The 27,000-nt window shown below is 72.0% G+C and carries 16 protein-coding genes and 5 pseudogenes; 18 read left to right on the plus strand and 3 right to left on the minus strand.

The genetic code is table 11. From position 1 onward, the window contains the following. Positions 1 to 31 precede the first annotated feature (31 nt). The 6 genes and pseudogenes from ACOBQU_RS38625 to ACOBQU_RS38650 all read left to right on the plus strand — a co-directional run. Positions 32 to 2,581 (plus strand): annotated as a pseudogene (locus tag ACOBQU_RS38625) (non-ribosomal peptide synthetase); the annotation flags it as partial. Positions 2,582 to 2,641: 60 nt separating this feature from the next. Further along, positions 2,642 to 3,163 (plus strand): phosphopantetheine-binding protein, encoded by a 522-nt coding sequence (locus ACOBQU_RS38630; protein WP_423634999.1) that lies wholly within the window; start codon positions 2,642 to 2,644, stop codon positions 3,161 to 3,163. Continuing rightward, positions 3,163 to 5,001, plus strand: a complete 1,839-nt coding sequence (locus ACOBQU_RS38635; protein WP_423634089.1) for a condensation domain-containing protein — start codon at positions 3,163 to 3,165, stop codon at positions 4,999 to 5,001. Before ACOBQU_RS38630 ends, ACOBQU_RS38635 begins: the two co-directional genes overlap by 1 nt. Continuing rightward, complete coding sequence (locus ACOBQU_RS38640; protein ID WP_423635001.1) at positions 5,001 to 5,558, plus strand: AMP-binding protein; 558 nt, start codon at positions 5,001 to 5,003, stop codon at positions 5,556 to 5,558. The genes ACOBQU_RS38635 and ACOBQU_RS38640 overlap by 1 nt, the downstream gene beginning before the upstream one ends. Before the next feature lie 101 nt (positions 5,559 to 5,659). Then, positions 5,660 to 5,989: pseudogene (locus ACOBQU_RS38645) on the plus strand (AMP-binding enzyme); the annotation flags it as partial. Between the two features lie 127 nt (positions 5,990 to 6,116). Continuing rightward, positions 6,117 to 6,431, plus strand: a complete 315-nt coding sequence (locus ACOBQU_RS38650) for a phosphopantetheine-binding protein (RefSeq protein WP_423634091.1) — start codon at positions 6,117 to 6,119, stop codon at positions 6,429 to 6,431. A 1,618-nt stretch (positions 6,432 to 8,049) separates the two neighbouring features. Here ACOBQU_RS38650 and ACOBQU_RS38655 read toward each other — a convergent pair. Then, positions 8,050 to 8,196 carry a hypothetical protein gene (locus ACOBQU_RS38655; protein WP_423634093.1) on the minus strand — a complete coding sequence of 49 codons (147 nt, stop codon included), beginning with the start codon at positions 8,194 to 8,196 and terminating at the stop codon, positions 8,050 to 8,052. A gap of 1,069 nt (positions 8,197 to 9,265) precedes the next feature. Here ACOBQU_RS38655 and ACOBQU_RS38660 point away from each other — a divergent pair. The 10 genes and pseudogenes from ACOBQU_RS38660 to ACOBQU_RS38705 all read left to right on the plus strand — a co-directional run bounded on the left by ACOBQU_RS38660 (position 9,266) and on the right by ACOBQU_RS38705 (position 22,068). Next, a complete protein-coding gene (locus tag ACOBQU_RS38660; protein ID WP_423634094.1) occupies positions 9,266 to 9,445 on the plus strand; it encodes a hypothetical protein in 180 nt (59 codons plus the stop codon). Between the two features lie 16 nt (positions 9,446 to 9,461). Continuing rightward, complete coding sequence (locus ACOBQU_RS38665) at positions 9,462 to 10,550, plus strand: amino acid adenylation domain-containing protein (protein ID WP_423634096.1); 1,089 nt, start codon at positions 9,462 to 9,464, stop codon at positions 10,548 to 10,550. A gap of 37 nt (positions 10,551 to 10,587) precedes the next feature. Next, positions 10,588 to 14,997 carry an amino acid adenylation domain-containing protein gene (locus ACOBQU_RS38670; protein ID WP_423634098.1) on the plus strand — a complete coding sequence of 1,470 codons (4,410 nt, stop codon included), beginning with the start codon at positions 10,588 to 10,590 and terminating at the stop codon, positions 14,995 to 14,997. After that, a pseudogene (locus ACOBQU_RS38675) lies at positions 14,997 to 15,776 on the plus strand (condensation domain-containing protein); the annotation flags it as partial. The gene ACOBQU_RS38670 and the pseudogene ACOBQU_RS38675, both read left to right, overlap by 1 nt. A 209-nt stretch (positions 15,777 to 15,985) precedes the next feature. Next, positions 15,986 to 16,153, plus strand: a pseudogene (locus tag ACOBQU_RS38680) (hypothetical protein); the annotation flags it as partial. Between the two features lie 131 nt (positions 16,154 to 16,284). Beyond that, positions 16,285 to 16,455, plus strand: a complete 171-nt coding sequence (locus ACOBQU_RS38685) for a condensation domain-containing protein (RefSeq protein ID WP_423634100.1) — start codon at positions 16,285 to 16,287, stop codon at positions 16,453 to 16,455. A gap of 144 nt (positions 16,456 to 16,599) precedes the next feature. Continuing rightward, entirely contained in the window at positions 16,600 to 19,749 is a 3,150-nt protein-coding gene (locus ACOBQU_RS38690; protein ID WP_423634102.1) for a non-ribosomal peptide synthetase, read from the plus strand. A gap of 111 nt (positions 19,750 to 19,860) precedes the next feature. Next, positions 19,861 to 20,067 (plus strand): annotated as a pseudogene (locus tag ACOBQU_RS38695) (MbtH family protein); the annotation flags it as partial. Positions 20,068 to 20,230: 163 nt separating this feature from the next. After that, positions 20,231 to 21,436 (plus strand): FAD-dependent oxidoreductase, encoded by a 1,206-nt coding sequence (locus ACOBQU_RS38700; protein WP_423634104.1) that lies wholly within the window; start codon positions 20,231 to 20,233, stop codon positions 21,434 to 21,436. A 164-nt stretch (positions 21,437 to 21,600) separates the two neighbouring features. Next, positions 21,601 to 22,068 carry an aegerolysin family protein gene (locus ACOBQU_RS38705; RefSeq protein WP_423634106.1) on the plus strand — a complete coding sequence of 156 codons (468 nt, stop codon included), beginning with the start codon at positions 21,601 to 21,603 and terminating at the stop codon, positions 22,066 to 22,068. 101 nt (positions 22,069 to 22,169) lie between these two features. On the opposite strand, the gene ACOBQU_RS38710 is transcribed toward ACOBQU_RS38705, so the two are convergent. Together ACOBQU_RS38710 and ACOBQU_RS38715 are read right to left on the minus strand one after the other, a co-directional pair. Beyond that, the gene (locus ACOBQU_RS38710) at positions 22,170 to 23,240 is read right to left on the minus strand and encodes an SMI1/KNR4 family protein (RefSeq protein WP_423635003.1); all 1,071 of its coding nucleotides are present in this window, start codon (positions 23,238 to 23,240) and stop codon (positions 22,170 to 22,172) included. Continuing rightward, positions 23,177 to 23,806 (minus strand): hypothetical protein, encoded by a 630-nt coding sequence (locus tag ACOBQU_RS38715; protein WP_423634108.1) that lies wholly within the window; start codon positions 23,804 to 23,806, stop codon positions 23,177 to 23,179. Before ACOBQU_RS38715 ends, ACOBQU_RS38710 begins: the two co-directional genes overlap by 64 nt. Before the next feature lie 407 nt (positions 23,807 to 24,213). Between ACOBQU_RS38715 and ACOBQU_RS38720 the strand changes: the two genes are divergently transcribed. Continuing rightward, positions 24,214 to 26,166, plus strand: coding sequence for a hypothetical protein (locus ACOBQU_RS38720; RefSeq protein ID WP_423634110.1), 1,953 nt, complete (start codon positions 24,214 to 24,216; stop codon positions 26,164 to 26,166). Next, a complete protein-coding gene (locus ACOBQU_RS38725) occupies positions 26,163 to 26,972 on the plus strand; it encodes a hypothetical protein (RefSeq protein ID WP_423634112.1) in 810 nt (269 codons plus the stop codon). Before ACOBQU_RS38720 ends, ACOBQU_RS38725 begins: the two co-directional genes overlap by 4 nt. The last annotated feature ends 28 nt before the right edge of the window (positions 26,973 to 27,000 follow it).

Here is a 27,000-nt window from a genome sequence, read left to right on the forward strand (position 1 = left end):
GCTCCAGCTCGGCCTCCTGGTGCGCTCGGCGATGGCCCGCGAGACAGGCGCGGAGTTCGACGCCTACCAGGTCCAGTACGCCTTCCGGCTCTCCGGCACCGTCGACCCCGACCGGCTGCGCACCGCCGCGCGGGCCCTCCTGGACCGGCACGCCGCGCTGCGCACCGCCTACGTCCCGGGTCCCGACGGCGACCTGCTCCAACTCGTCGTCGACGGCATCGAGGCGCCCTGGCAGTACCTCGACCTGAGCAGCCTGAACCCCGCCATGCGGGACACGGCCTACGAGCAGTTCCTCGCCGGGGACCTGAAGGTGCACTTCGACCCGGCGAACCCGCCGATGCTGCGCCTGTCGCTGCTCACCCTCGCCGCCGACCGGCACGAACTCGTCCTGACGGCACACCACACCCACTTCGACGGCTGGTCCCTGCCGCTGATCCTCCACGACCTGCTCGCGCTGTACGCCACCCGGGGCGACGCCACCGGGCTGCCCCGGGCACGCAGCTACCGCGAGTACCTGGCCTGGCTGGCCCGGCAGGACCCGGCGGAGTCGGCCCGCGCGTGGGCCGAGGCGCTGGCCGGGCTCACGGAACCGACACTGGTCGCGCCGGACGCGGCCCCGGACGCCGACAGCGCGGGCATCGTCCAGGTCGACGTGCCGCTGTCGCCCGCGGCGGCCCGCGCGCTGCCCCGGAGCGCCACCGACGCTGGCGTCACCCTCAACACCCTGGTCCAAGGCGCCTGGGGCGTCGTGCTCAGGCGGCTCAGCGGCCGCCCGGACGTGGTCCTCGGCGCCACCGTGTCCGGACGCCCGCCCGCGCTGCCCGGCGCGGACAGCGTGGTCGGCATGTTCCTCAACACCCTGCCGGTGCGCATCCCGTACACACCGGACAGCACCTTCGTACAGATGCTGTCCCACCTGCAGAAGCAGCAGGCGGCCCTGCTCGACCACCATCACCACGGGCTCCCCGAGATCCAGCGCGCCGCCGGGCTGCCCGTGCTGTTCGACAGCCTCATCGGCTTCGAGTCCTTCCCCCTGGACCGGGCGAACCTCGCCGAGGCGAGCGCGGCCGCCGGGCTCACCGTCACCGGCGTCCGCTCGTTCACCGCGAGCCACTTCCCGCTGGCCGTGTTCGTCTACCCCGACGGCGCGTACCCGCGGATGAGCGTGCAGTACCAGCCGCACCTGTTCGACCGCGAGCGGGCCACGGCCATCGCGGCCCTGTACGGCCGGGTCCTGGAAGAGGTGGCCCGGGACCCGCGGACCCGGCTGAGCGACCTGGCCGCCGACGCGGACGACGCCCCGGACCGGCCACGCACACGCCTCGCGGAGGACTCCCTACAGGAGGTGCCGCGCGGCACCCTGGGGCGGATCTTCGAGCAGCGGGCGGCACAGCGGCCGGACGCCGCCGCCGTCGTCCTCGGCGACACCGAGGTCACCTACCGCCAGCTCGACGAGCGGGCCAACCGCCTCGCGCACCTGCTGCGCGAGCACGGCGTCACCCAGGACCGCGTCGTCGGCGTGCTCCTCGAACGCTCCATCGCGTACGTGGTGACGCTCCTCGCCATCCTCAAAGCGGGCGGCGCCTACCTGCCCCTTGACCCCCAGTACCCGGACGAGCGCCTGCTGTTCATGCTCCGGGACGCCGACCCGGCCCTCCTCGTCACCGACACCGCCACCGGCGTGGACCTGCCCGAGAGCGACTGCTCCCGCCTCGTCCTCGACGACACCGCCACCGCCTCCGCCCTCGCGTCGGCCCCCGGCGGACCGCTCCACCAGGCGGGACACCCGGAACAGCTCGCCCACGTGATCTACACCTCCGGCTCCACCGGCACCCCCAAAGGCGTCGCCATCACCCACCGCGACGTGGCCGTGTTCGCCGTCGAACACCGCTTCCAGAACGCCGCGCACGACCGTGTCCTCCAGCAGGCGGCGCTGGCCTTCGACGCCTCGACCTTCGAACTGTGGGTCCCCCTGCTCCGCGGCGGCACCGTCGTCGTGGCCCCGCCCGGCCGCCTCGACGCCACCACCCTGGCCCGCCTCGTCGCCCGGCACGCCATCACGGCCACCCTGCTGACCCCGGCCCTGTTCCGGCTGCTCGCCGAGGAGCAGCCGGAGGCGTTCACCGGCCTGAAGGCGATCTGGACCGGCGGCGAGGTGGTCGCCCCGGCGGCCGCGCGCCGCGTCCTCGAAGCCTGCCCGGACACGACCGTCTACGACGTCTACGGGCCCACCGAGACCACCGTCTACGCCACCTGCCACCCCCTGACCCACGCGGACCAGGTCACCGGCCCCATCCCCATCGGCCGGGCCATGGACCACCTGCGCACCCACGTCCTGGACGACCGGCTGCGCCCCGTGGCCCCCGGAGTACCCGGTGAGCTGTACGTCTCCGGTGTGGGCCTGGCCCGCGGCTACCTGGGCCGACCCGCCCTGACCGCGGCGCGCTTCCCGGCCTGCCCCTTCGGCGAACCCGGCGAGCGCATGTACCGCACCGGCGACATCGTGGTGCGCGACGAGCACGGCGACCTGGAGTTCCAGGGCCGCGCCGACAGCCAGGTCAAGATCCGTGGGTTCCGTGTGGAGCCCGGCGAGATCGAAGCCACCCTGGAGACGCACCCCCAGGTGGCACACGCCGTGGTCGTGCCGCACGAGAGCGCCAAGCGACCGGACCGGCGGCTGGTGGCCTACGTCGTCCCGGCCCGCGGCGACGACACACCGTCCCCCTGGCCGAAGGGCGAGCACCTGCGCGCGTTCGCCGCGCGGACCCTGCCCGAGTACATGGTGCCCGCCGTCGTGATGGTCATCGACGAACTGCCCGTGACCGCAGGCGGCAAGGTGGACACCGCCCAACTGCCCGAGCCCGTCGCCCCGCGCCCCGCCTACGTCCCTCCCACCACGGCCCTGGAGAAGCAGCTGTGCGACCTGATCGCGGTGGTGCTCCGCGTCGAGCGGGTCGGGCTGCGCGACGACTTCTTCTCCCTGGGCGGCGACTCCATCCTGGTCAGCCGCCTCACCAGCCGGATCGGCAAGGTCCTCGGGATCAGCGTGCCCATGCGGGCCGTGTTCGAGGCGAAGGACGTCGCCGACCTGGCGCGTTCGATGAAGAGCGCGTCGGCGACCACCAAACCCCGCCTGCGCAGGATCGACAGGAGTGCCCAGTGATGATCCCCCTGTCCTTCGCCCAGCGACGCCTGTGGTTCATCGACAAGTTCGAGGGACCGTCCGCGACCTACAACGTGCCCTTCCTCGTCCGCCTCACCGGCGACCTGGACGTCACGGCGCTCACCGCCGCCGTACGCGACGTCGTGACCCGGCACGAGACGCTGCGCACGCTGATCGTGGAGAACACCGAGGGCGTCCCCGGACAGCACGTGCTGCCCGCCGACGACGTCCACCTGGACGTCTCCCTGATCGAGGTCACCGAGAAGGACGCGGACCGGGCCGTGCGCGCGGCCGCCAGCCGCGCCTTCACGCTGGCCGAGGAGATCCCCCTCCACGCCACCCTGTTCCGCACCGCCCCGCGGGAGCACCAACTGCTGCTCCTGGTCCACCACATCGCGAGCGACGGCGAATCCATCGGCCCGCTGTCGCGCGACCTGGCCGCCGCGTACACCGCGCGGGCCACCGGCCGCGCGCCCGACTGGCCCGACCTGGACGTGCAGTACGTCGACTTCACCGTGTGGCAGCGCGAGGTCCTCGGCACCGAGGACGACCCGGACAGCGTCCTGTCCACCCAGCTCGGCTACTGGCGCACGGAACTCGCGGGCGTGCCGCAGCCCCTGCGCCTGGCCGCCGACCGGCCGCGGCCACCGGTGGCCAGCCACCGCGGCGACGGCGTCGCCCTCACCCTGGACGAGGCGCTGCTCACCCGCGCCGAGGCGCTGGCCCGGCACGCCGAGGTCTCCGTGCCGATGCTGTTCCAGGCGGCCGTGGCCCTTCTGCTCCAGCAGCTCGGCGCGGGCGACGACATCGCGCTGGGGTCGACCATCGCCGGTCGCCCCGACGACGAACTGGCCGACCTCGTCGGCTTCTTCGTCAACACGTGGGTCCTGCGCACCGACCTGTCCGGCACCCCGACGTTCGAGCAGGTCCTCGCGCAGGTGCGGCAGAAGGCACTGATGTCCTACGACAACCAGGACGCCCCGTTCGAGCTGCTGGTGGAGAGCCTCAACCCGGAGCGCTCCACCGCTTACCACCCGCTGTTCCAGACCATGTTCACCTGGCAGACCCGCGGGTGGACGGCGTTCGAGCTGCCCGGTGGGCTGGCGGCCGAGTTCGGCCCGCTGCCGACCTCGACCGCCAAGTTCGACCTGGAGTTCAACTTCTTCAACGACCCCGACACACCAGGGCTGCTGGTCTTCCTCGAGTACGCCACCGACCTGTTCGACCGGTCCACCGCCGAAGCGATGACGGCCCGCTTCGAGCGCCTGGTCCGGCAGCTGGTGGGCGCTCCTTCCCGCCCGGCCGCCCTGGCCGACGTCCTGGACGCCGACGAGCGCGACCTCGTCGTACGCGCCCGCAACGACACGGCGGCGCCGGTGCCGGACCTGACCGTCGCCGAGCTGGTCGAACGGTGCGCGGCGGCCACCCCGGACGCGACGGCGGTGGTCTGCGACGACGTGGAACTGACCTACGCCGAACTGGACGCGCGGGCCGGACGGCTCGCCCGGGAGCTGGCCGACCGGGGCGCGGGCCCCGAGACCCTGGTGGGCCTGGCCCTGCCACGCTCCGCCGAGCTGGTCGTGGCCCTGCTGGCGGTGCTGAAGGCAGGCGCCGCCTACCTGCCCATCGACCCCAAGTACCCCAGCGCCCGCCTGGACTTCATCCTCGCCGACGCCGCGCCGCACCTGATCCTCACGGACGCCGAAGCGGCCGGGGCGCTCCCCGAGAACGACATCCCCGACTGCTCCTCACGGACATCACGGGTACCGCGAGCACCGGCGTCGAAGCCGCCGCCGCGGCCCCGCCCCCGTGCGGGCCCGCGAACGCCGCCTACGTGATGTACACCTCCGGCTCGACCGGCACCCCGAAGGGCGTGACGGTCACCCACCGCGACGTGGTCAACGGCGTGCTCGCCCTCGCCCACAGCGTCGGCATCGGCCCGGGCACCCGGGTCCTCGCGGGCACCTCGGTCAACTTCGACGTGTCCGTCTTCGAGATCGTCACCACCCTCGCCCACGGCGGCGTCGTCGAAGTGGTCCAGGACGTGCTGGCACTCGCGGAGCGCGGCGGCTGGAGCGGCGGAGTGGTGAGCACCGTCCCGTCCGTGCTCGCCGGGATCCTCGACCAGGTCGGAGGGAAGATCCACGCTGACGCCGTCGTCTTCGCGGGCGAAGCCCTGCCCGCCGCGCTCGTCGACCGGGTCCGGGACGCCATCCCCGGCGTGCGCGTCATCAACGCGTACGGCCAGAGCGGAGTCGTTCTACGCCACCGCCTTCACCGCCGACGAGACCTGGACCGGCACCGCGGGCGCCCCCATCGGCACGCCGCTGCGCAATATGCGCACCCATGTGCTCGGCCCCGCCCTCCGGCCCGTGGCCCCGGGAGTCGTGGGTGAGCTGTACGTCGCGGGCGATGTCGGCGCGCGGCTACCTCGGCCGCGGCGGACTGACGGCCGAACGGTTCGTGGCGGACCCCTTCGGCCCGCCCGGCGCCCGCATGTACCGCACCGGTGACCTGGCCCGCTGGAACGCCGAGGGCCAGCTGGAGTACGCGGGCCGCGGCGACGCCCAGGTGAAGGTGCGCGGCTTCCGCATCGAACCCGACGAGATCGAGGCCGCGCTCACCGCCCACCCGGCCGTCACGCAAGCGGTGGTGGTCACGCACGAGGAACGGGGCACCACCCGGCTCGTCGCCTACGTGGTGCCGGTGACCGCGGGAGAGTCGGGGCTCGGCACGGTCGACAGCCTGGGCGACCTGAACGTGGACCTGACGGCCGCGGTGTCCGCACGCGACCTGCGCGGGTTCGTCGCCGACCGGCTGCCCGCGTTCATGGTGCCCGCGGCGTACGTCATGCTGGACCGGCTCCCCCTGGCCCCGAACGGCAAGCTCGACCGCGGCCGCGCTCCCGGAACCCGAGCCCACCGGCGGCACCTACCGGGCCCCGCGCGGGCCGGTGGAGGAGACGCTCGCCGCCGCGTACGCCGAGGTCCTGGGCCTGGACCGGGTCGGCGTCGACGACGACTTCTTCGCCGTCGGCGGCGACTCCATCCGCTCCATCCAGGTCGTCTCCCGGGCCCGCGCCCACGGCGTGGACGTCAGCCCCCGCCAGATCTTCGAGTGCCCGCACGGTCGCCGAACTCGCCGAGAGTCGCCTCAGCGGCGGCAGCCCGGCCCGGCCGGTCCTGGAGGAGCTGGACGGCGGCGGCATCGGGCTTCCTGCCGCTGCCGCCGATGGGCCACTACCTGCTGGACCTGGGCACCGGCCTGAACCGTTTCAGCATGTCGATGACGGTGGACCTGCCCAGTCGGCATCGACGCGCCCGGCCTCGACCGCGACACTCACGGCGGTCTTCGACACGGCACGACATGCTCCGCTCCACGCCTGGTCACCGACGGTCGACCGCGATGACGGCAACGGCGACGTCCTGGAGGTGGCCGCGCCCGGGACCGTCGACGTGCCCTCCGCTGATCCACCGCGTCCTGACCTGCGACGGCGTCTGGGACGACGCCTGGCGCGCGCGGGCCGCGCACCGCCGAACTGGACGCCGCCGCCGACCGCCTCGACGCCGCGGGCCGGAGTCCATGGCGCGGTTCGTCTGGTTCGACGCCGGTGCCGAACGCGCCGGACCGCCTGCATCGCCGTCCTGCACCACTTCGCCGTCGACGGCGTATCCTGGCGCGTGCTGCTGCCCGACCTCGTCGAGGCCTGGGAAGCACGTCCGAGGCGGGCCAGCGAGCGCGGTGCTCGCCACCCGTGGGCACCTCCGTCCGCCGCTGGTCGCACGCCCTCGCGCGACGAGGCCGCCAGCCGCGCGGGCGCACCGCCGAGCTGGACCGGTGGACGCTCCATCGTCACCGGACCCCGACCCCGAGTCCTGGGCAGCCGACCTCCTCGACCCCGCCACCGACACCATGGCCACCGTCGGCCACGCGCACCTGGTACGCGTGCCGGTCCCGGCCACCGAAGCGCTCCTGACCAAGGCTGCCCGCCGCCTACCGCGGCGGCGTCAACGACGGCCTGCTCGCCGCCCTCGCCCTCGCCGTCACCCAGCTGGCGCGCGCGCGCGCGGCGTCGACGAGTCCGCGCGTCCTGCTGCGCCTCGAAGGCCACGGCCGCGAGGAAGCCGGCGGCGCCCGGCGCCGACCTGACCCGCACCGTGGGCTGGTTCACCAGCATGTTCCCACTGCGCCTCGACATCGCCGGCATCGACGTCGACGAGGCCTTCACCGGCGGCCCGGCCGCCGGGGCCGCCGTCAAGGCCGTCAAGGAACAGTCTGCTCGCCGTGCCCGACAAGGGCCTCGGCTACGGCCTGCTGCGCTATCTGAACCCGCGAGACCGCCGACGATCCTGCGGCCGCCACGCCACCGGCCAGATCGCCTTCAACTACCTCGGCCGCTTCTCGAGCGTCCCCGCAGTCCACGGACATCCCGAGCACCGGCGACCGGCCTCGGCTTCACCCAGGCCGACGGCACCGTCGACCTGGTGGCGCGGCCTCGCCGCGGACATGCCCGCGCTGGCCCCGTCTTCAACGTCACCGCCCTACGTGTCTCGACACCGAACGAGGGCCCGCAGCCTGGCCGCCCGCCTCGACTTCGCCACCGGCGTCTGTCTCACGCGGACCGAGGCGCGACGAGCTGGCCGACCTGTGGCGCGACGGCCCTCGAAGGGCCTCGCCCGGCACGTCGAGCAGCCCGGCGCGGGCGGCCTCACCCCGTCCGACGTGCCGCTGGTGACGGGTCGAGCCAGGGCGAACATCGGACAGCTGGTCGAGCGGCGCTACCCCGGCGTGTCACCGACATCTGGCCGCTCACCGCCGCCCAGTCCGGGCCTGCTCTTCCACGCCGCCCTGGCCGACGCCGAGTTACGACGCGTACCAGATGCAGTTCATCGTTCCACCTCGTCCGGCGCGCGTCGAGCCGCGACCGGATGCGCGCCGCCGGGCAGGCCCTCCTCGACCGGCACGCCAACCTGCAGCGCCGCGTTCGCCACCGACCAGCGACGGGCGACCAGGTCCAGCTCGTCCAGGACCACGTCGCACTGCCCTGGCTGCGACGACGACCTGAGCGGCCTGCACCGGCGCCGGAGCGCGACGCCGAGCGGCGCGCACGCTTCCTGGCCGACGGACCACCGCACCTGCACTTCGACCCGCGCACCGCGGCCCGCTGCTGCGGCTGTCCCTGCTCACGCTCAGACCGCCGACACCGGCGGACCTGGTGCTCACCGTCCAACCACGTCCTGTTCGACGGCTGGTCGGTGCCGCTGCTCCTCACCGGACCTGCTGCGCCTGTACGCCTCCGCCGACGGACGCCGGCCGCGCCTGGCGCGGGCCCGCGCCTACCGCGACTTCCTGGCCGTGGCTCGGCCAGCAGGACCACGCGGGCGGACGACCGACGGCCTGGGCCGCGAGAGCTGGACGGCCTCGACGAGCCCACCCTGCTCGCTGCCGCCAGCCGTCCACGGAACGCCGAGCCCGCTCGGCATCGGCCAGGTCGATGTACCGCTGACCCCCGAGCAGGCCCGCGACCTCGCCCGCCGCGCCGAGCGACCTGGGCCTCACCCTGAACACCGTGGTGCAGGGCGCGTGGGGCCTGCTCCTCGGCGAGCTGACGGGCCGCCGCGACGTGGTGTTCGGCGCCACGGTCTCCGGCCGTCCGCCCGCAGGTGCCGGGCATCGACGAGATGGTCGGCCTGTTCATCAACACCGTGCCGGTACGCGTGGACCGGGCGCCCGCGCGCAGCCGCTCGCCGCCGCCCTCGGAAACCTGCAGGAGCAGACAGAGCACGCTGCTGGACCACCACCATCATCGGTCTCCAGCGACCTGCACCGCGCCACCGGGCTGCGCACTCGCTGTTCGACACCCTGGTCGTCTTCGAGTCCTATCCCGATCGACAGCGTCGCCCTCAGCGAGGCGCACTCCGCGGCCGGACTCTCGGTGACCGGCATCAGCCCGCGCAGCGGCACCCACTACCCGCTGGTCGTCGTGCGCCGTCGCCGAACCGCACCTGAGGGCTCAGCCTCCAGTACCAGCACCACCTGCTCGCCCGCGGAGCGGACAGTCGAGGCGATCGCCCGCGCGCTTCGCCCGCGTCCTGACTCCATGTGGCCCAGGACCCGCGAGAGCGCCTGATCGGCCGCCGTGGACGTCCTGGCACGCCGACGAGCGTCAACTGGTCCTGCGTCACCGACGTCAACGACACCGCGGTGCCCACACCCGCACTGACCATTCCCGGCCTCGTCGAACGACAGGTGGCGGCCACACCGGACAAGCCCTCGCGGTGACGTGCGACGAGGTGACGTGGAGCAGTCGTATGCCGAGTTGGACGCCCGCGCGAACCGGCTGGCGCGGGAGCTGATCGGGCGCGGAGTGGGTCCGGAGTCGGTGGTGGGCCTGGCGCTGCCGCGTTCGGCCGAGCTGGTCGTGGCGTTGCTCGGCGTCCTGAAGGCGGGCGGCGCGTATCTGCCGATCGACCCGAAGTATCCGAGCATGCGCCTGGATCACATCCTCGCGGACGCGCGGCCGACGCTGCTGCTGACGGACGCGGACACGGTCGGTGTGCTGCCGGAGAGCGATGTGCCGCGCCTGTTCGTGGGCGATGTCGACCTGGTGTCCGGTCCGGGTGCGCCGGTGTCCGATGCCGAGCGCCGTGGGGTGCTCAGGCCGGATCATGTGGCGTACGTGATGTACACCTCTGGCTCGACGGGCACGCCGAAGGGCGTGGCGGTCACCCACCACAACGTGGTCAACGGCGTCACCCGGCTCGTGGACCGCGTCGGTGTCGGCTCCGGCACGCGCACGCTCGCCGCGACGTCGATCAATTTCGACGTGTCGGTCTTCGAGACGGTCGCGACGCTCAGCCGACGAGCGGCACTGCTCGAGGTGGCCCGGGACGTGCTGGTCGTGGGTGAGCGCGGTGGCTGGAGCGGCGGGGTGGTGTCGACGGTGCCGTCGGTGTTCGCCGAGCTGCTTGAGCAGGTCGAGGGCCAACTGGATGTGCAGTCGGTGGTGTTCGCCGGTGAGGCGCTGCCCGCCTCCCTGGTGGCGCGCGCGCGTGAGGCGCTGCCCGGTGTGCGGGTGGTCAACGCCTACGGCCAGACGGAGTCGTTCTACGCGACGACGTTCGCGCTCCCGGCCGGGCAGGAGTGGGAGGGTCGAGGCAGCGCCCCGATCGGCGCTCCGCTGGGCAACATGCGCACCTACGTCCTCGGGTCCGGGCTCGCGCCCGTGCCGGTGGGGGTCGTGGGGGAGCTGTATGTCGCGGGGAATGTGGCGCGTGGCTACTTCGGGCGGGCTGACCTGACGGCGGACCGTTTTGTCGCCGACCCGTATGGGCCTGCGGGCTCGCGGATGTATCGCACCGGTGATCTGGCGCGGTGGACGGTCTGACGGGCAGATCGAGTATGTGGGCCGGGGTGACTCCCAGGTGAAGGTGCGGGGCTTCCGCATTGAGCCGGGTGAGGTCGAGGCCGTGCTGGTGGCGCACCCGGGTGTGGCGCAGGGTGCCGTTGTTGCGCAGGGCGCGGCTGACAAGCGTCTGGTGGCGTATGTGGTGCCCGTGGAGGGCGCGGTGGATGTTGCGGAGCTGCGGGCGTTCCTGGGTGGGCGGTTGCCGGAGTTCATGGTGCCGTCGGCGTTTGTGGTGCTGGAGAGGCTGCCGCTGGCGCCGAACGGGAAGCTGGACCGGCGGGCGCTGCCGGAACCGGAGTTCACCGGCACGGTCTACCGGGCCCCGCGCACCCCGCAAGAGGAGGCCCTGTGCGGCCTGTTCGCCGAGGTACTGGGCCTGGAGCGGGTCGGCATCGACGACAACTTCTTCACCGTCGGCGGCCATTCACTCCTTGCGACGCGGCTGGTGAGCCGCATCCGTACGACGTTGGGCGCCGAAATTCCCATCCGGGTGGTGTTTGAGTCGCCGACGGTGGCGGAGCTGGCCGGGCACCTGGGCCAGGGCGACAGGGTGCGTCCGCAGCTGGCGCGGGTGGAGGAGCGTCCTGAGACGGTGCCGTTGTCGTTCGCGCAGCGGCGGCTGTGGTTCATCGACCGTTTCGAGGGGCCGTCGGCTACCTACAACACACCCTTCCCGCTGCGCTTGTCGGGTTCGCTGGATGTGGCCGCGCTGGAGGCGGCGGTCAACGATGTGGTGGCCCGCCATGAGAGCCTGCGCACGCTGATCGTCGACGACAGTCAGGGGGTGCCGTTCCAGCGGGTGCTGCCCGCTGGTGAGGTGCGCGTTGAGGTGCCGGTGGTGGAGGTGGCGCCGGAGGGTGTGGCGGACGCGTTGGCGGAGGCCGCCGGGTACCGCTTCGATCTGGCGGGGGAGGTGCCGACCCGGGCCACGGTCTTCCGGTGCGGGCCTGAGGAGTATGTCCTGCTGCTGTTGTTCCACCACATCGTCAGCGACGGCGTGTCCATGGGCCCGCTGGCCCGGGATCTCGGACGCCGCCTACACCGCCGCGTCTGGAGAACCAGTCCTCCAGCCTGGGAAGACCTGCCGGTGCAATACGTGGACTACACGTTGTGGCAGCGTGAGCTGCTGGGTGATGAGGATGACCCGGAGAGTGTGCAGGCGGCTCAGGTCGAGTACTGGCGTGCGGAGTTGGCGGGGGTGCCGCAGCCGTTGCGGCTTCCTGCCGACCGGCCGCGTCCGCCGCGGGCCAGCCACCGGGGTGCGACGGTGGAGTTCCGTCTGGACCGGGCGGTGATGGACCAGGTCGAGGAGCTGGCCCAGGGCCGGGGCGCGACCGCCTCGATGGTGCTTCAGTCGGCGTTGACGGTGCTGCTGCACGGCCTGGGCGGCGGCGATGACATCACGGTCGGCTCGCCGATCGCGGGCCGTACCGATGACCTGCTCGCCGACCTGGTCGGGTTCTTCGTCAACACCTGGGTGCTGCGCGCTGACCTGTCGGGCAATCCGCGGTTCGTGGACCTGCTGGACCAGGCGCGGGAGAAGTCGGTCGCGGCGTACGACAATCAGGATGTGCCGTTCGAGCGGCTGGTGGAGGTGCTCAACCCGGAGCGCTCCACGGCGTATTCGCCGTTGTTCCAGGTGATGTTCGCCTGGCAGAACTTCAACCGGGACGACTTCGCGCTGCCTGGTCTGGAGGTCAGCTTCGAGCGGATCCGCAACGAGAGCGCGAAGTTCGACTTGTTCTTCAACATGGCCGACATCCCCGGCTACGGCGTGGTGGGGCATCTGGAGTACGCCACCGATCTGTTCGACCGTGCCACCGCTCAGACGATCACCGATCGGTTCCTGCGCGTCGTGGAACTGCTGGCCGCCGACCCCGAACAGCGTGTCGGCAGCCGTCGAACTCGTCGAGGCCGACGAGCGGGACCTGGTGCTCCGCGTGCCTTCAACGACACGGCGGCGCCGAAACGCCGGACGTCACACATGCCCGGCCTGTTCGAGCGGCAGGCGGCGAGCAGACCCCGGACGCGACCGTCGCTGGTCGTCTTCGAGGGACGTGGAGTGGTCGTACGCCGACCTCGGACGCCCGCGCCGAACCTGTTGGCGCGGGTGCTGATCGGGCGTGGGGTGGGTCCGGAGTCGGTGGTGGGTCTGGCGCTGCCGCGCTCGGCCGAGCTGGTCGTGGCGTTGCTGGGCGTGCTGAAGGCGGGCGGCGCGTACCTGCCGATCGACCCGAGGTACCCGAGTACGCGCCTGGACCACATCCTCGCGGACGCGCGGCCGACGCTGCTGCTCACCGACGCGGACACGGTCGGCGTGCTACCGGAGAGCGATGTGCCGCGTCTGTTCGTTGACGACCTCGACCTTGAGCCGAAGCCCGGCGCCCAGAAGGTCACCGACGCGGACCGGACCTCCGTACTGCGGCCGGACCATGTGGCGTATGTGATGTACACGTCCGGCTCGACGGGTACGCCGAAGGGCGTGGCGGTCACCCACCACAACGTGGTCAATGGCGTCCTGCGCCTCGCCGCGTCGGTGGGCATCGACTCCCGTACCCGTATGCTCGCCGCGACGTCGATCAACTTCGACGTGTCGGTCTTCGAGACGGTGACGACGCTCAGCCAGGGCGGCACCGTGGAGGTGGCCCGCGACGTCCTCGTCATCGGTGAGCGCGGTGGCTGGAGCGGCGGGGTGGTGTCGACGGTGCCGTCGGTGTTCGCCGAGCTGCTTGAGCAGGTCGAGGGCCAACTGGATGTGCAGTCGGTGGTGTTTGCCGGTGAGGCGCTGCCTGCGTCTCTGGTGGCGCGCACGCGTGAGGCGATTCCGGGTGTGCGGGTGGTCAATGCCTATGGGCAGACGGAGTCGTTCTACGCGACGACGTTCGCGCTTCCCGCTGAGGCCGCGTGGGATGGTCAGGCCAGTGCGCCGATCGGTGCTCCGCTGGGCAACATGCGTGCCTACGTCCTGGGGTCCGGGCTCGCGCCCGTGCCGGTGGGGGTTGTGGGGGAGCTGTATGTGGCGGGGAATGTGGCGCGTGGCTACTTCGGGCGGGCTGACCTGACGGCGGACCGGTTCGTCGCCGACCCTTACGGTCCTGCCGGGTCGCGGATGTACCGCACCGGTGATCTGGTCCGGTGGACGGCTGAGGGGCAGCTGGAGTATGTGGGGCGGGATGACGCGCAGGTGAAGGTGCGCGGTATCCGTATCGAGCCCGGTGAGGTGGAGGCGTGCCTGGCCGGGCACCCGGGGGTTGCCCAGGCCGTGGTGACGGTCGTGGAGGGGCGCGGCAGCAAGCAGCTGGTCGGCTATGTGGTCCCCGCGGGCGAGCTGGTTGAGGATGTGAACGCCGATATTGACCTGACGGCTGGGGTGTCGGTGGAGGAGTTGCGCCGGTATGTGGCGGGGCGGCTGCCGGAGTTCATGGTGCCGTCGGTGTTCGTGGTGCTGGAGAGGCTGCCGCTGGCGCCGAACGGGAAGCTGGAGCGGCGGGCGCTGCCGCGGCCGGAGTTCACCGCCGGGGAGTACCGGGCGCCGCGCACCGAGGAGGAGCGGGTCCTGGCGGGGGTGTATGCCGAGGTTCTGGGCCTGGGCCGGGTGGGTGTGGATGATGACTTCTTCGCCGTGGGCGGGGATTCCATCCGCTCGATCCAGGTGGTCTCCCGGGCCAAGGCCCAGGGTGTGGAGATCACCCCGCGGCAGATCTTCGAGCGCCGCACCGTGGGCGAGCTGGCCCTGGCGGCGGTGGAGAACCGCCTCGCGGGTGCAGGCGCGGTCCTGGCCGAGCTGGAGGGCGGCGGGGTGGGGTGGATGCCGCTGCTGCCCATCGCCCGCTATATGACCGGCGAACTGGGGGAGAACACGGACCGGTTCTCCATGTCCACCGTCCTGGACCTGCCCCAGGGCATCGATGAGGCGGGCCTGATCGCCACCCTCACCGCCGTCATCGACGCCCACGACGGACTGCGCTCGCGGCTGCTCACCGACGGCGAGGGCGCTCTGGAAGTGACCGCGCCCGGCACGGTGGACGTCGCCGCGCTCCTCCACCGTGTGGAGTGCGACGGTGCCTGGGATACGGCGGGCTGGAAGGACCGCGCTCGCGCCGAACTGGACGCCGCGACCGGGCGGTTGGACCCGGCTGCGGGCGTGATGGCGCAGTTCGTGTGGCTCGACGCACCCGGCGCGGCGGGCCGACTGATCGTGGTCCTGCACCACCTGGTCGTCGACGGCGTGTCCTGGCGCATCCTGGTACCGGACCTCGCCGCCGCCTGGAACGACGTCACAGCAGGCCGCACCCCCAGGCTCGACCCCATCGGCACCTCGCTGCGCCGTTGGGCCCACGCGATGCGCGACGAAGCGCTCACCGAGGCCCGCACCGCCGAACTACCGCTGTGGGACAGCGTGCTCTGGCAGGCCCGGACCCGGTGATGGGCTCACGGGCCCTCGACCCGGCGGTCGACGTGACCGCCACCGTCGAGATCCGTACACATCAAACTGCCGGTGGCGGTCACGCGAAGCGGTCCTCACCAGCCTCCCGGCCGCGTATCCACGGCGGCGTGAACGATGGTCTGCTGGCCGCGCTCGCGCTGGCGGTGACACGCTGGCGCGCCGAACGCGGCGTGGACGAGCCTTCGACGCTGATCCGGCTCGAGGGCCACGGCCGTGAGGAACAGGTGGTCCCCGGCGCGGATCTGTCCCGCACGGTGGGCTGGTTCACCAGCATGTTCCCCGTCCGGCTCGATGTGGCCGGGTTCGACGTGGCGGACGCCTTCGCGGGCGGCAGCGCGGCGGGCGGGGTCATCAAGGCGGTCAAGGAACAGCTGGCGGCCGTCCCCGACAAGGGCATCGGCTTCGGCCTGCTGCGCTACCTCAACCCCGACACCGCCCCCGCCCTCGCGGGCCGTTCGACCGGGCAGATCTCCTTCAACTACCTGGGCCGCTTCTCCGCCGAGGACATGCCCGAGGAACTGCGCGGCCTGGGCTGGAGCATCGCCGCCGACACCGACGACCTGATCGCCGACCTCAACGCCGACATGCCCGCCCTGGCCACCGTGGACTTCTCCGCGTACGTCGCCGACACCGCCCAGGGGCCCGAACTGGCCGCCAGCATCGGCTTCCCCACCGGCGTCCTCACCCACGACGACGTCCAGCACCTCGCCGACCTGTGGCGCCAGGCCCTCCACGGCCTCGTCCAGCACACGGCCCAACCCGGCGCGGGCGGCCTCACCCCCTCCGACATCCCCCTCGTCAACGTCGACCAAGCCGACGATCGACATCTGGGAGCGGCAGTATCCAGGCCTGTCGGACATCTGGCCGCTGACGTCGACGCAAGACAGGCCTGCTGTTCCACAGCCTGCTGGGTGCCGCCAGCGACGCCGAGGCCCGGGACGCGTACCACATCCAGCTCGTCCTGCACCTGTCCGGCAGCGTCGAACCGGACCGCCTGCGCGCGGCCGGGCAGGCGCTGCTGGAACGGCACGCGAACCTGCGGGCGGCGTTCGTCAGCGACACGCGCGGCCAGCAGGTCCAGCTCATCGTCGACGGCGCCGTACTGCCCTGGCGCGAGATCGACCTCAGCCACCTGCCGGAAGCCGAACGCGATGCCGCGTTCGAGGCGGCTGCTCGCCGAGGACGAGGTCACCCACTTCGACCCGGCGGCCGCGCCCCTGCTGCGGATGTGCCTGGTCAAGCTGGACGACCACGCGCTATGAGCTGGTGTTCAGCGCCCACCACGTGCTCTACGACGGCTGGTCCTTCCCGCTGCTCATCAGCGACCTGCTGCGCCTGTACGGCACCCGGGGCGACACCACCGCGCTGCCGGGCGTGCGCGGCTACAAGGAGTTCCTCGACCTGGCTCGGCCGCCAGGACCGGCAGGCGGCCGCTGACGCCTGGGCCAGGGAACTGGAAGGGGTGGAGGAACCCACGCTGCTGGCCCCCGGCGTCACCGAAGAGCAGGGCCGCCTGCGCTTTGGTCGAGGTGCCCCTTCCCGCGGAAGACGCCCGTGCCCTGGGGCGGCGCGCCGCCGAGCTTGGCATCACCGCTCAACACCGTGGTGCAGGGCGCCTGGGGCCTGGTCCTCGGACACCTCACCGGCCGCGACGACGTCACCTTCGGCGCGACCGTGTCCGGGCGCCCGCCGTCCGTGAACGGCGTCGACTCCATGGTCGGCCTGTTCATCAACACCCTGCCCGTGCGCCTCGCCGCCAGCCCCGGCGAAACCCTCGCCGACCTGCTGACCGGCCTCCAGCACCGGCAGACCGCGCTGCTCGACCACCACCACTACGGCCTCGCGGACATCCAGAGCGCCACCGGGCTCAGCACGCTCTTCGACACCATCGTGCTGTTCGAGTCGTTCCCCGTGGACCACGCGGGCATGAGCGACGCCAACGCCACCGCGGGCATCGCCGTCACCGGCCTGCGTGCCTCCAGCGGCACCCACTACCCCCTCATCGTCGGCGCCGACGCCTCCCCGCACCTGCGCATGGGCCTCCAGTACCAGGACACCATGTACGACGAGGACCAGGTCCGGCAGATCGCCGGGCGCCTCGGCCGGGTGCTCCAGCAGATCGCCGCCAACCCGGACACCCCCGTCAGGGACGTCGACATCCTGGAGCCGGGGGAGCGGCAGCGACTGCTCGTCGCGGTGAACGACACGGCCGAGGACGTGCCGGACGCCCCCGTCACCGAGCTGTTCGAACGGCGCGCGGCAGCCACCCCGCACGCGGTGGCCGTGGTCTGCGGTGACGTGACGTACACCTACGGGCAGCTCGACATGCGCGTGAACCAGCTCGCGCACCATCTGCTGGAGCGCGGCGTGGGCCCGGAGTCCACCGTCGCCGTGACGCTGCCCCGCTCCGCCGACCTGGTCGTCGCGCTCCTCGCCGTACTCAAGGCGGGCGGCACCTACGTACCGATCGACCCGGACCACCCGCGGACCCGCGTCGCACACGTCCTCGACGACGCCGAGCCGGTCCTGAACCTCACCGCGGACACGCTCCCGGCGGACCTCAGCGCCTACCCCGGCACCAGGCCGCGCACCGCCCCCGTGGTCACGGCGAACGCGGCGTACGTGATCTACACCTCCGGCTCCACCGGGCGGCCCAAGGGAGTCGTGGTCTCCCACGGGGCCCTCGGCAACCTGCTGGCGTCGATGGGCGGCAGGGTCCCGCTGGCCCCCGACGACCGGCTGCTCGCGGTGACCACGGTCGCCTTCGACATCGCGGCACTGGAGCTGTTCCTGCCGCTGGTCTCCGGGGCTCGCGTGGTGATCGCGCCCAAGGAGATCGGCGCCGACCCCGCCGCCGTACTGGAACTGGTGGAGCACCACGGCATCACCGTGATGCAGGCGACGCCCACGCTGTGGCAGCTGCTCGTGCACCACCGGGCCGAAGCGCCGCGCGGCCTGCGCGTGCTGGTCGGCGGCGAGGCGCTGCCCGCCGCGCTCGCGGCCGCCCTGAGCGCGCACGCGCGCGACGTCATCAACGTGTACGGGCCCACGGAAACCACCATCTGGTCCACCGCGGCACGCGTGACCGCGGGCGACGGGAACCCGCCCATCGGCACGCCGCTCGGCAACACCCAGGCGTACGTACTGGACCGGATGCTGCGTCCGGTGGCCGCGGACGTCGTCGGCGAGCTGTACCTCGCGGGCGCGGGCCTGGCGCGCGGATACCAGGGCAGGCCGGGTCTCACGGCGGAGCGTTTCGTGGCGAGCCCGTTCGGCAGGGGCGAACGCGTCTACCGCACCGGTGACCTCGTGAAGTGGCGCGGCGACGGCGTCCTCACCTATGTGGGCCGGGCCGACCACCAGGTGAAGGTGCGGGGCTTCCGCATCGAACTCGGGGAGGTCGAGTCGGTGCTCGTCACGCACCCGGACGTCGGACAGGCAGTCGTCGTGGCACGGGAGGACCGGCCGGGGGACCACCGCCTCGTCGCGTACGTGGTCCCGGACGACGGCACAGCCGAAGCCGACGCGACCAGGGCGAGCGCCCGAGCCGACGCGGCCAGGGCGCGCGCCGAGGGGCCGCTCGCCCACGGCCCGGAGGAAACCCGCGGCGCCGAGCCGCTGGCGGAGGTGCTGCGCGCGTACGTGCGGGAGCGCCTGCCGGACTACATGGTGCCGGTCGCCTTCGTCGCGCTCGCCGAACTCCCCCTCACCCCGAACGGCAAACTGGACCGGCGCGCGCTGCCCGCACCCGACCACGGCTCTCGGGCGACCACCGGACGCGGACCGCGCGACCGGCGTGAGGACGTGCTGTGCGGGCTTTTCGCCGAGGTGCTCTCGCTGCCCGCGGTCGGCATCGACGACGACTTCTTCGCGCGGGGTGGTCACTCACTGCTGGCCACCCGGCTGATCGGCCGCATCCGCACGGAACTCGGGACCGACGTACCCATGCGGGTGATCTTCGAGAACCGGACGGTCGCGGGCCTGGCCGCGTACCTGAACGGCGGGGCCGAACCGGACGAGCACAGCGACCCGTACGGGGTCGTGCTGCCCCTGAAGGCGGGCGGAAGCGGCGCGCCCGTGTGGTTCATCCACCCCGGAGTCGGCCTGTGCTGGCCGTACCTGGGGATGGCGGGGCGGCTCGGCGACCGGCCGGTCTACGGCATCCAGGCCCGCGGCTTCGACGGCTCCCCGCTGCCGGAGTCCATCGCCGAGATGGTCGCCGACTACCTGGAGCAGATCCTCGCCGTCCAGCCCGAAGGGCCGTTCACCCTGATCGGCCACTCCCTGGGCGGCCCCCTCGCCCACGCGGTCGCTGCCGCACTGCAGAGCCGGGGACACGAGGTGCCGGTGATCGCGCTCCTGGACGCAGTGCCGAGCGGCTGGTTCGCCGAACGGGGGCCGGTGCTCAGCCGCGCCGAGGCACGCGCGGCCCTCCTGGAGCACCTGCCCGGGGACGAACACGACCCCGCCCGCCGGTCCCTCGTGGAGAACGGGGCGACCCTGGCCACCGAACACGCCCGCCTCATGCGGGAGTTCACCCAGCCGGTCTACCGGGGCACGGCACTGTTCTTCAACGCGACCCTCACCCCCGACGCCGAAGCCGCGTTGTGGGAGCCGCACGTGGACGGCGACGTACACGCCTACGACATCCACGCCACCCACATTGGCATGACCTCGCCGCGGCACGCGGCCGAGATCTCCGCCATCGTCACGCGATTCCTCGAAGCATAGGAGCTGTCTGTGAACGCGACCCCCTCAACGAACACGACCCCCACAACGAACGCGAACCGCTCGACGAACACGAACTCCTCATCGAACGCGAACCCGGACGCCTCGACGCAAACGAACCCCTTCGACGACGAGTCCGGTGTCTTCCTCGTCCTGGTCAACGCGGAGAACCAGCACTCGCTGTGGCCGTCGTTCGCCGACGTGCCTGACGGCTGGCGGAGCGTCTTCGGCCCGCAGGACCGCCAACGGTGCCTGGACCACATCGAGCTGAACTGGACCGACCTGCGGCCCCGGACCCTGCGCGAGGCCATGCCCGACTAGCGGCGGCCAGATCCGTCCCGACCCGCCCACCCCGTTCCGAAAGGGGAGGCACATCAGGCGCGGAACCGCGCCTGATGTGCCTCCACGCCCGCATCGCCCCGCGCGCCGGACGCCCCGTCGCGCGCTTTCCCCGCGAGACCGCCGCAGGACAAAGGAGCTCTTCGTGTACGACGTGATAGTGATCGGAGGGCGGTGTGCCGGTTCTCCCACCGCGATGCTGCTCGCGCGGGCCGGATACCGCGTGCTCATGGCCGAGCGGAGCACGTTCCCCAAGGACACGCTGTCGACCCTGTACATCCACCAGCCCGGCATCGCGCGTCTCGGCGCCTGGGGCGTCCTGCCCGACGTCATGGACACCGGATGCCCGCCGCTGGACCGGGTCGCCTACAGCTACGGCGGCGTGCGGATCGAGGGGGCGTCGTGGCCCGTGGACGGCCATGCGGCGGCGTACGCGCCGCGCCGGTTCCTGATCGATCAGATCCTGGCACGTGCCGCCGTCGAAGCGGGTGTGGAGTTCCGGGAGGACTGCGCGCTCACCGATCTCGTCTTCGCGGAGGACCGCGTCGTGGGCGTCCGCCTGCGCGCGGGCGGCGGTGCCGAGACTACGGAACACGCCCGCCTGGTGATCGGCGCCGACGGCATGCGGTCGACGGTGGCGGCGCGGGCCAAGGCGCCCTACGAGGTCGAGGCGCCGCCGCTCACCTGCTGCTACTACGGGTACTGGACCGGACTGCCGACCCGCTTCCGGCTGTACCAGAAGCGGGGAAACTGGGTCGGCACCGTGCCGACGAACGACGGTGCGACGCTGGTCGCCGCGTACTTCCCGCAAGCCAAGTTCGCCCGGGTCAGAAGCGGAGGCCAGCGGGCCCTGCTGGACGCCGTCGAGGCGACCGCGCCCGACGTACGGGCGGAGATGGCCCAGGGCGAGCAGATCGACCGGCTCTTCGGCACCGGCAGCCAGTTGAACTTCTTCCGCCGGGCCGCCGGACCCGGCTGGGCCCTCGTCGGCGACGCCGGTCACCACAAGGACTCCATCACCGCCCGCGGCATCACCGACGCCTTCCTCCAGGCGCAGCTCCTGGCCGACTGCCTTGGCGACGAGTTGGAGGATCCGACGCGCCTGGACAAGGCGCTGGAGGAGTTCGCGGAGAGACGCACGCGGATGCTGCTCCCGGACTACAAGAGCACCCTGAAGACCGCCGAACTGAACCCGCCCGCCCACCACCTGGACCTGCTCCAGGCGCTCGTCACCAGCGGTGAACTCACCGACCGGTACTTCTCCACGCTCTCCGGCGCCTGCCCGGTCGAGGGCTTCGTCACCCCCGAACTCCTCGACGCCCTGGACGCGGTGGCCGACGGGGTCGAGTAGAGGCTCGCCAGCCCCGGCGGCCCCCGGAGCCTATGCCCAATTGCTGTACGGGCCAGGGATGTTGAGGCGTTGTTGAGTCCGCGTGGGTCCCCCTCGGCTTCCGTGAGGGGCGAAAGCAGTCACAGCACACGCGGACGCATCCGTCCCTGACCGAAGGTGGAACCATGTTCAAGATCAAGGTGGTAGGCGTGGGAGTGGCGCTCGCGGCTGCCGCGTCCACGGTCGTCCTGGCGGCTCCGGCCAACGCGACCGATGCTGGCGCGAACGCCGCGCGCAGCACGAAGGTGTACTTCGAGAACAGAACCGGCTGCATCCTCGTCAACACGGCCTCCTCGCTGGACCACGGCATCTGGACCAACGGCGTCCCGAGGGACGTCTCCGACGGGCAGACCATCACCTGGGAGTCGGAGAGCAGCGGCTTCATGACGGGCACCGAAGGGCGGGCCGAGTTCACCGCCTACGAGTGCAGCAACAGCTCGCTCAACCGCAAGCAGGTCCGGGTCCACTGGGACAACCCCTTCGTCGGCAGCAACAAGTACGACGAGGACGGCACCGACGGAGCCTTCAAGATGACCCGTAGCAACGGCAGCGGCAACAACGCCACCGTGAACTGGAAGGTGGAGGGCAGGTAGTACTCGCCGCACGGGGAGTCAGCGGGCCCCGCTGACTCCCCGTGCGCCGGTCCGCTCCTCCTGTACGACGGCCCGACCTGGCCGCGGCGGGGCTCATGTGGTCATGCCCGCCTGCGCAGTGTGCCGGTGACGCGGACGGTGTCGTCCGTGTCGATGCCGAGGCGGGCCGCCCAGGCGAGGGCGTCGTCGAGGCTGACGTCCGGCCCGGCCAGGCGGGCGGCGGCGAGTGTCGGGGGCGGCTCGGCATCGTTGAGGAAGGAGTTCCACTGGCGGGCGTCGAGGGACAGATAGCGCAGGCCCGGAAGGTCGGCCAGCGCGGGAAGGCCGGGGACGTCGGCGCCGGAGAGGTCCAGGCTCCGCAGGCGGGGCAGGGTGCGCAGGACGGCGATGTCGGTGGGGGCGGTGCTGGTCAGGCTGAGGGAGGTGAGGTGGGGGTGGGCCTGGAGCGGGGCCAGGTCGCCGTCGGCGAGGGTGACGCGCAGGTCCTCGACGGGCAGGTCGCGGACGGGGGACAGGTCCGCGGTGGCGCAGCGGTTGAGGTGCAGGCGGCGCAGCTGGGGAGCGGCGGTGAGCGGGGAGAGGTCGACCAGGCCGGTGACGTCGTTGACGTGGATGGCCTGGAGGGTGGGCGGAACCTCCTCGGGGATGGGGCCGCCGACGAACTCCCGTGGGGGAGGACCGGGGTCGGGCGGGAACAGGGCGATGTGGTCGTCGTACTTCTCGTAGGCGCCCTGGTCGAGCAGTTCCAGGCGCTGGCCGAGGAGTGAGGTGAGGGAGTCGGTGAGGTAGGCGGGGCCGTCCTGGTAGTCGCGGCCGGTCGCGATGACCTGGCCGGGGTGGCCCGCACGGGCCGGAGCCATGTCCACGGCCAGGAAGTTTCCGTCCTCGCCGCTGGCGAAGCGCAACCAGCCCGGATGCCCGCCGCAGCGGCGCACGGTGTCGGCGGGGGAGGCGTCGTGGACGATGGCGTCCCACTCGAGGTCCCAGCCGTACCATGGCCGCTCGGCCGCACCCCACCCGGTGCTCTCGGCGACCATCGACTCCAGCGACAGCCAGGCCTGGCCGAACAGATGGCGGTGGTCGTGCCCCACGCCGTCGCCGTCCGCCATCAGATACAGCGCGCGCAGGTCGGCGGGCAGGCGGTGTCCCAGGCGCCGCTCGGCCTCGTCGATCGCGGCGACGGTGGCGGGCGGGGCAACTCCTCGGCGTGCCCCAGGATCGCGGCACGCCGCTCGAGGTAGGCGCGCATACGGGCCACGGCCACCTCGGGGTCACCGGCGGGCGCGGCGGTGCCGGGCTCCGCGTACACGCCGGGCTGCGGCAACCGGTAGTCGTCGTCGAGGACCACCTGGAAGCCGTCCGCGCCCGTCACGCTGGTGACGGTGGAGCGGAAGGCGACGAGCCAGTACTCACCCGAAGGCCGACACCCGATCTCCACACTGACGGCCTCCCAGCCGCGGTCCGCGCGCAGTTCCTCCGCCAGGGCCGCGAGTTCCAGGTGGACATCAGGCAGGGACGCGCCCCAGCCGTCCCCCCGAGGGCGGTAGCCGCCGCTGACGCAAGAGCCGCCTCGCCCCGCCTGACCGTGCAGCACGGCCCCCTCCCAGCCGTCCGGCGCCTTCGCGAGGACCGCGTCGGTGACCGCCTCGACAATCGGCCGTGTCACATGCTCGACCATGCTCCGCTCCCGGTTCTGTCCCGTGCCGACGATGATGCGGGGCAGCATGGCAGAGGCCACTGACAGGGAACCTGGACGGCCAAGGGCGCCACCTTCCGCTGGGGCCGCCTCGGCGTGAGCAGCAGTGGGGAGGGCCGCCGTACGCAGCGCCGCACTGGCAGGCCACCTGCAGACCCGGCGTTCGCGGCCGCACCGTGGAAGTTCACCGATGCGGCCCCAACTCCCTTTATATCAAGGTGAGTTCGTTAACCGTTCCAGATTCGACACTTCCCCGTCCGACGTCAACCCGAGGCTGGCGAACGCGTTGCTTCACGCCCTACAGTCCCGACCACGCAAGGCGCGGCGCGGATGGGGAAGCAGTGGAACGGGAAGTAGAAGCAGCAGAAGAGGTCATCGCCCAACTAGTCGTCAGGGACCGGCTCCATCTCCGCCGGAGGCTGCGATTCGGGCGCAGAACAGGACCGTTGGTGCTGCAGTTGGAGGCCGAGGGCCCCGACTTGAGGAAGTGGCCCACGGACTTCTACCGGGAGTACGTGGGTCTCCTGCCGATCAACTATCCGAACGTGCTGGTCCCCGAGTCTCAGCCGCCTCCTGACCAGGACCTCCCGCCGCTCCCCGCCCCGTCCTGCTCCGAACGCCAACTGGCCGACTGCCTCCGCGGCATAGTCCAGTGCTGCGGCTACGAAGGCCGCCCCGCCTGCCGTCTCCCCATCCTCTTCCCCCGCTTCGCGGCGTCGTGCGCGGCCTTCTACGCATGGCAGCCGGACGAGGAGGCGGAGGACGGGAGCACCACCCGCGCCGCGCAGAACGACGCACTGGAGCGCCTCATCAAGGAGGCCATCCACGACGCGAAGCGCTACGCCCTCCTTGAGCTGCGCACACGCGTTTCCGGGCTCGCTCTGGGCGACGACCAGTCGGTCAACGCACCACTCAACGGGCTCATCGGGCTCTGCGTGCGGGTCATCCACGCCTTCCGTTTCCCGCACCTGAGGACCCTGCGCTGGTACCGCAACAAGGCGCTCGACCGCCCGTCGCCGCCGACCAACCGGCTGCTCGTACAGGAACTGCGCTATCTGCGCTCCCGGCCCCGCGCGGAGCGGGAACTGCTCATGGTCCAGGCGCTCCTCGCGGACATCGACGCGCACTACGGCCTGTTCCGCCGCCTCAACCGGGCACGCAGGCCCGTCATCCTGCTGCCCGATGTGGACCGCGTTCCCGCCCACCGCGCCATCAGAGACGCCCTGCTCGCGGCGTACGACGCCGACCAGTCCCGTGAACTGCGTGTGCATCCCGTCGTCATCACCACGTCGGCACCGGGCGCCGCCCCACCCTCGAAAGGGGCGAACGACGCCGTCCGGCCCGGCGAACTCGCAGCCGAGATCCCGAGGCTGTTCCGGGCGCGGGAGGAGGCCGCCGAGCGGCGTCGCCGCGGCGAGGACGTGCCCCTGCCGAGCCGTCTGCTTCCCGTGTACCTCGGCGACTACGCGCATCCTTCCCGCCCCGCCGCCTCGGACTCTCGCCGCACCCGCCATCACAGCCGCAGCCGCCCGGGCCCCGTCACCGTCGCGGCCCTCACCCTCGTCGCCCTGACTATGACGGTGTACGGGGTCCTGCCTCTCTTCTCGCCCAGCGGCCCCGAGAGCTGCGGCGAGGGCCTGTGGAGGGCGGGACGGGACTGCGTCGGCGTCTCGGACGGCACCGGCGTCTACATGCCGCACGTCGACGGCATGCGAGAGGTGTCCTCTGCCATCGAGGCGGAGAACAACCGCATCGCCAAGCAGAACTACGCGACGGTCGCCCTGATGATTCCCATGGAGTCGGACAACCCGGCGGTGCAGCGGCAGATCCTGAGCGAGGTCCAAGGGGCGTACCTGGCCCAGCGGACGACGAACGCACCCGGCTCCGACACCGCCGCGAAGCCGCCCATCCGGCTCGTCCTGGCCAACCCGGGCCGTAATTACGGACATTGGGACGACACCGTCGACAGCCTGCTCAAGGAGCCGAGGCTCCGAGTCGTCGCGGGCTTCAACCTCAGCCTGGGCACCAGCCTCAAGGCCCTGACCGACCTGACGAAGGTCCATCAGGTGCCGGTCGTTGCCAGTCTGGTCACCTCGACCGACTTCGCCAACCCCGAGACGCGCGACCGGGACAAGGACCCCTTTCCGGGCTTGGCCCGGGTCGTCTCGACCGCGCGGGAACAGGCGAAGGCACTGCTCAAGCTGGACCCGCGGCTGGCGGGCGCCCAGACGGCGCTCGTCGCCGACACCCGGAAGAGGGACAACTACAACAGCTCGCTGCGACCGCCTTCACCGAAGCCAGGAAGGGCAGGAAGAGCAGGGAAGGCAGGGAAGGCAGGGAAGGCAGGGAAGGCACGGAGGGCGGGGAGGGCAGGGAGAACGAGTCAGGCGTCCAGGACATGACGTATGTGTCGCCGGGTCTCGAAGAACCAGGCGTCACCCCGAACAAGTTCGAGGACTTCGCCCTCAACCTCTGCCAGTCACGCGCCCGGTACGTCTACTTCGCGGGCCGCGCGTACCACCTGGAGATCTTCATCAAGAAGCTCGCGGGCACGTACTGCGCCGACAAGGCCGACGGGAAGGGGTACACCGTGATCACGGGCTCCGACGCCACGACGCTCGACGGCCGCCTGGACCAGGGCGAACGTCGACTCCTGCGGGGTGACGCGGGAGCCGGTCGACCCTCGGTGTCCGTGCTGTACGCGGCACCGGCCCACCCTGACGCCTGGGACGCCGAGGTCGACCGATGGCGTGAACGCACCGCGCGGAACGGAAGCAAGCGCACAGCGGACAAGGACCGGCCCCGCTATCTGGCCGAGCCCCAGGAGGCGTTGGCGAAGCTGCGAGCCGCCATCGACGCGGCCGACATCGGTGAGGTGAGTCTCGACGACGGCCGGACGATCCTCACCCACGACGTCATCCTGACTGCGGCGAAGGAACTGGCGAAGTCCGTTCAGGTCGGCGGCGCGGAGATCCCGACACGCGAGCGGATCAGGGAAGACCTCAAGTCGCTCAACCTGGCCTTCCGGGTGAGGGGAGCCAGCGGCTGGATCTGTCTCACGGCAGAGGGAAACCCGTACAACAAGGCGCTCGCCGTGGTCCGTCTGGACCCCGCTGCCGAGAAGCTGAGGTTCCAAGGCGTGGCGTGGCCCACAGGCAGCCCGCCGAAGCGGAACTGCGAGGTGCCGCAGCAGAGCGGCGTTGAGTGAGGACTCTCTGACTGGCGAGGCGACTCGG

Source organism: Streptomyces sp. G45 (genome assembly GCF_049542095.1).
In the GTDB taxonomy this organism is placed as follows: domain Bacteria; phylum Actinomycetota; class Actinomycetes; order Streptomycetales; family Streptomycetaceae; genus Streptomyces.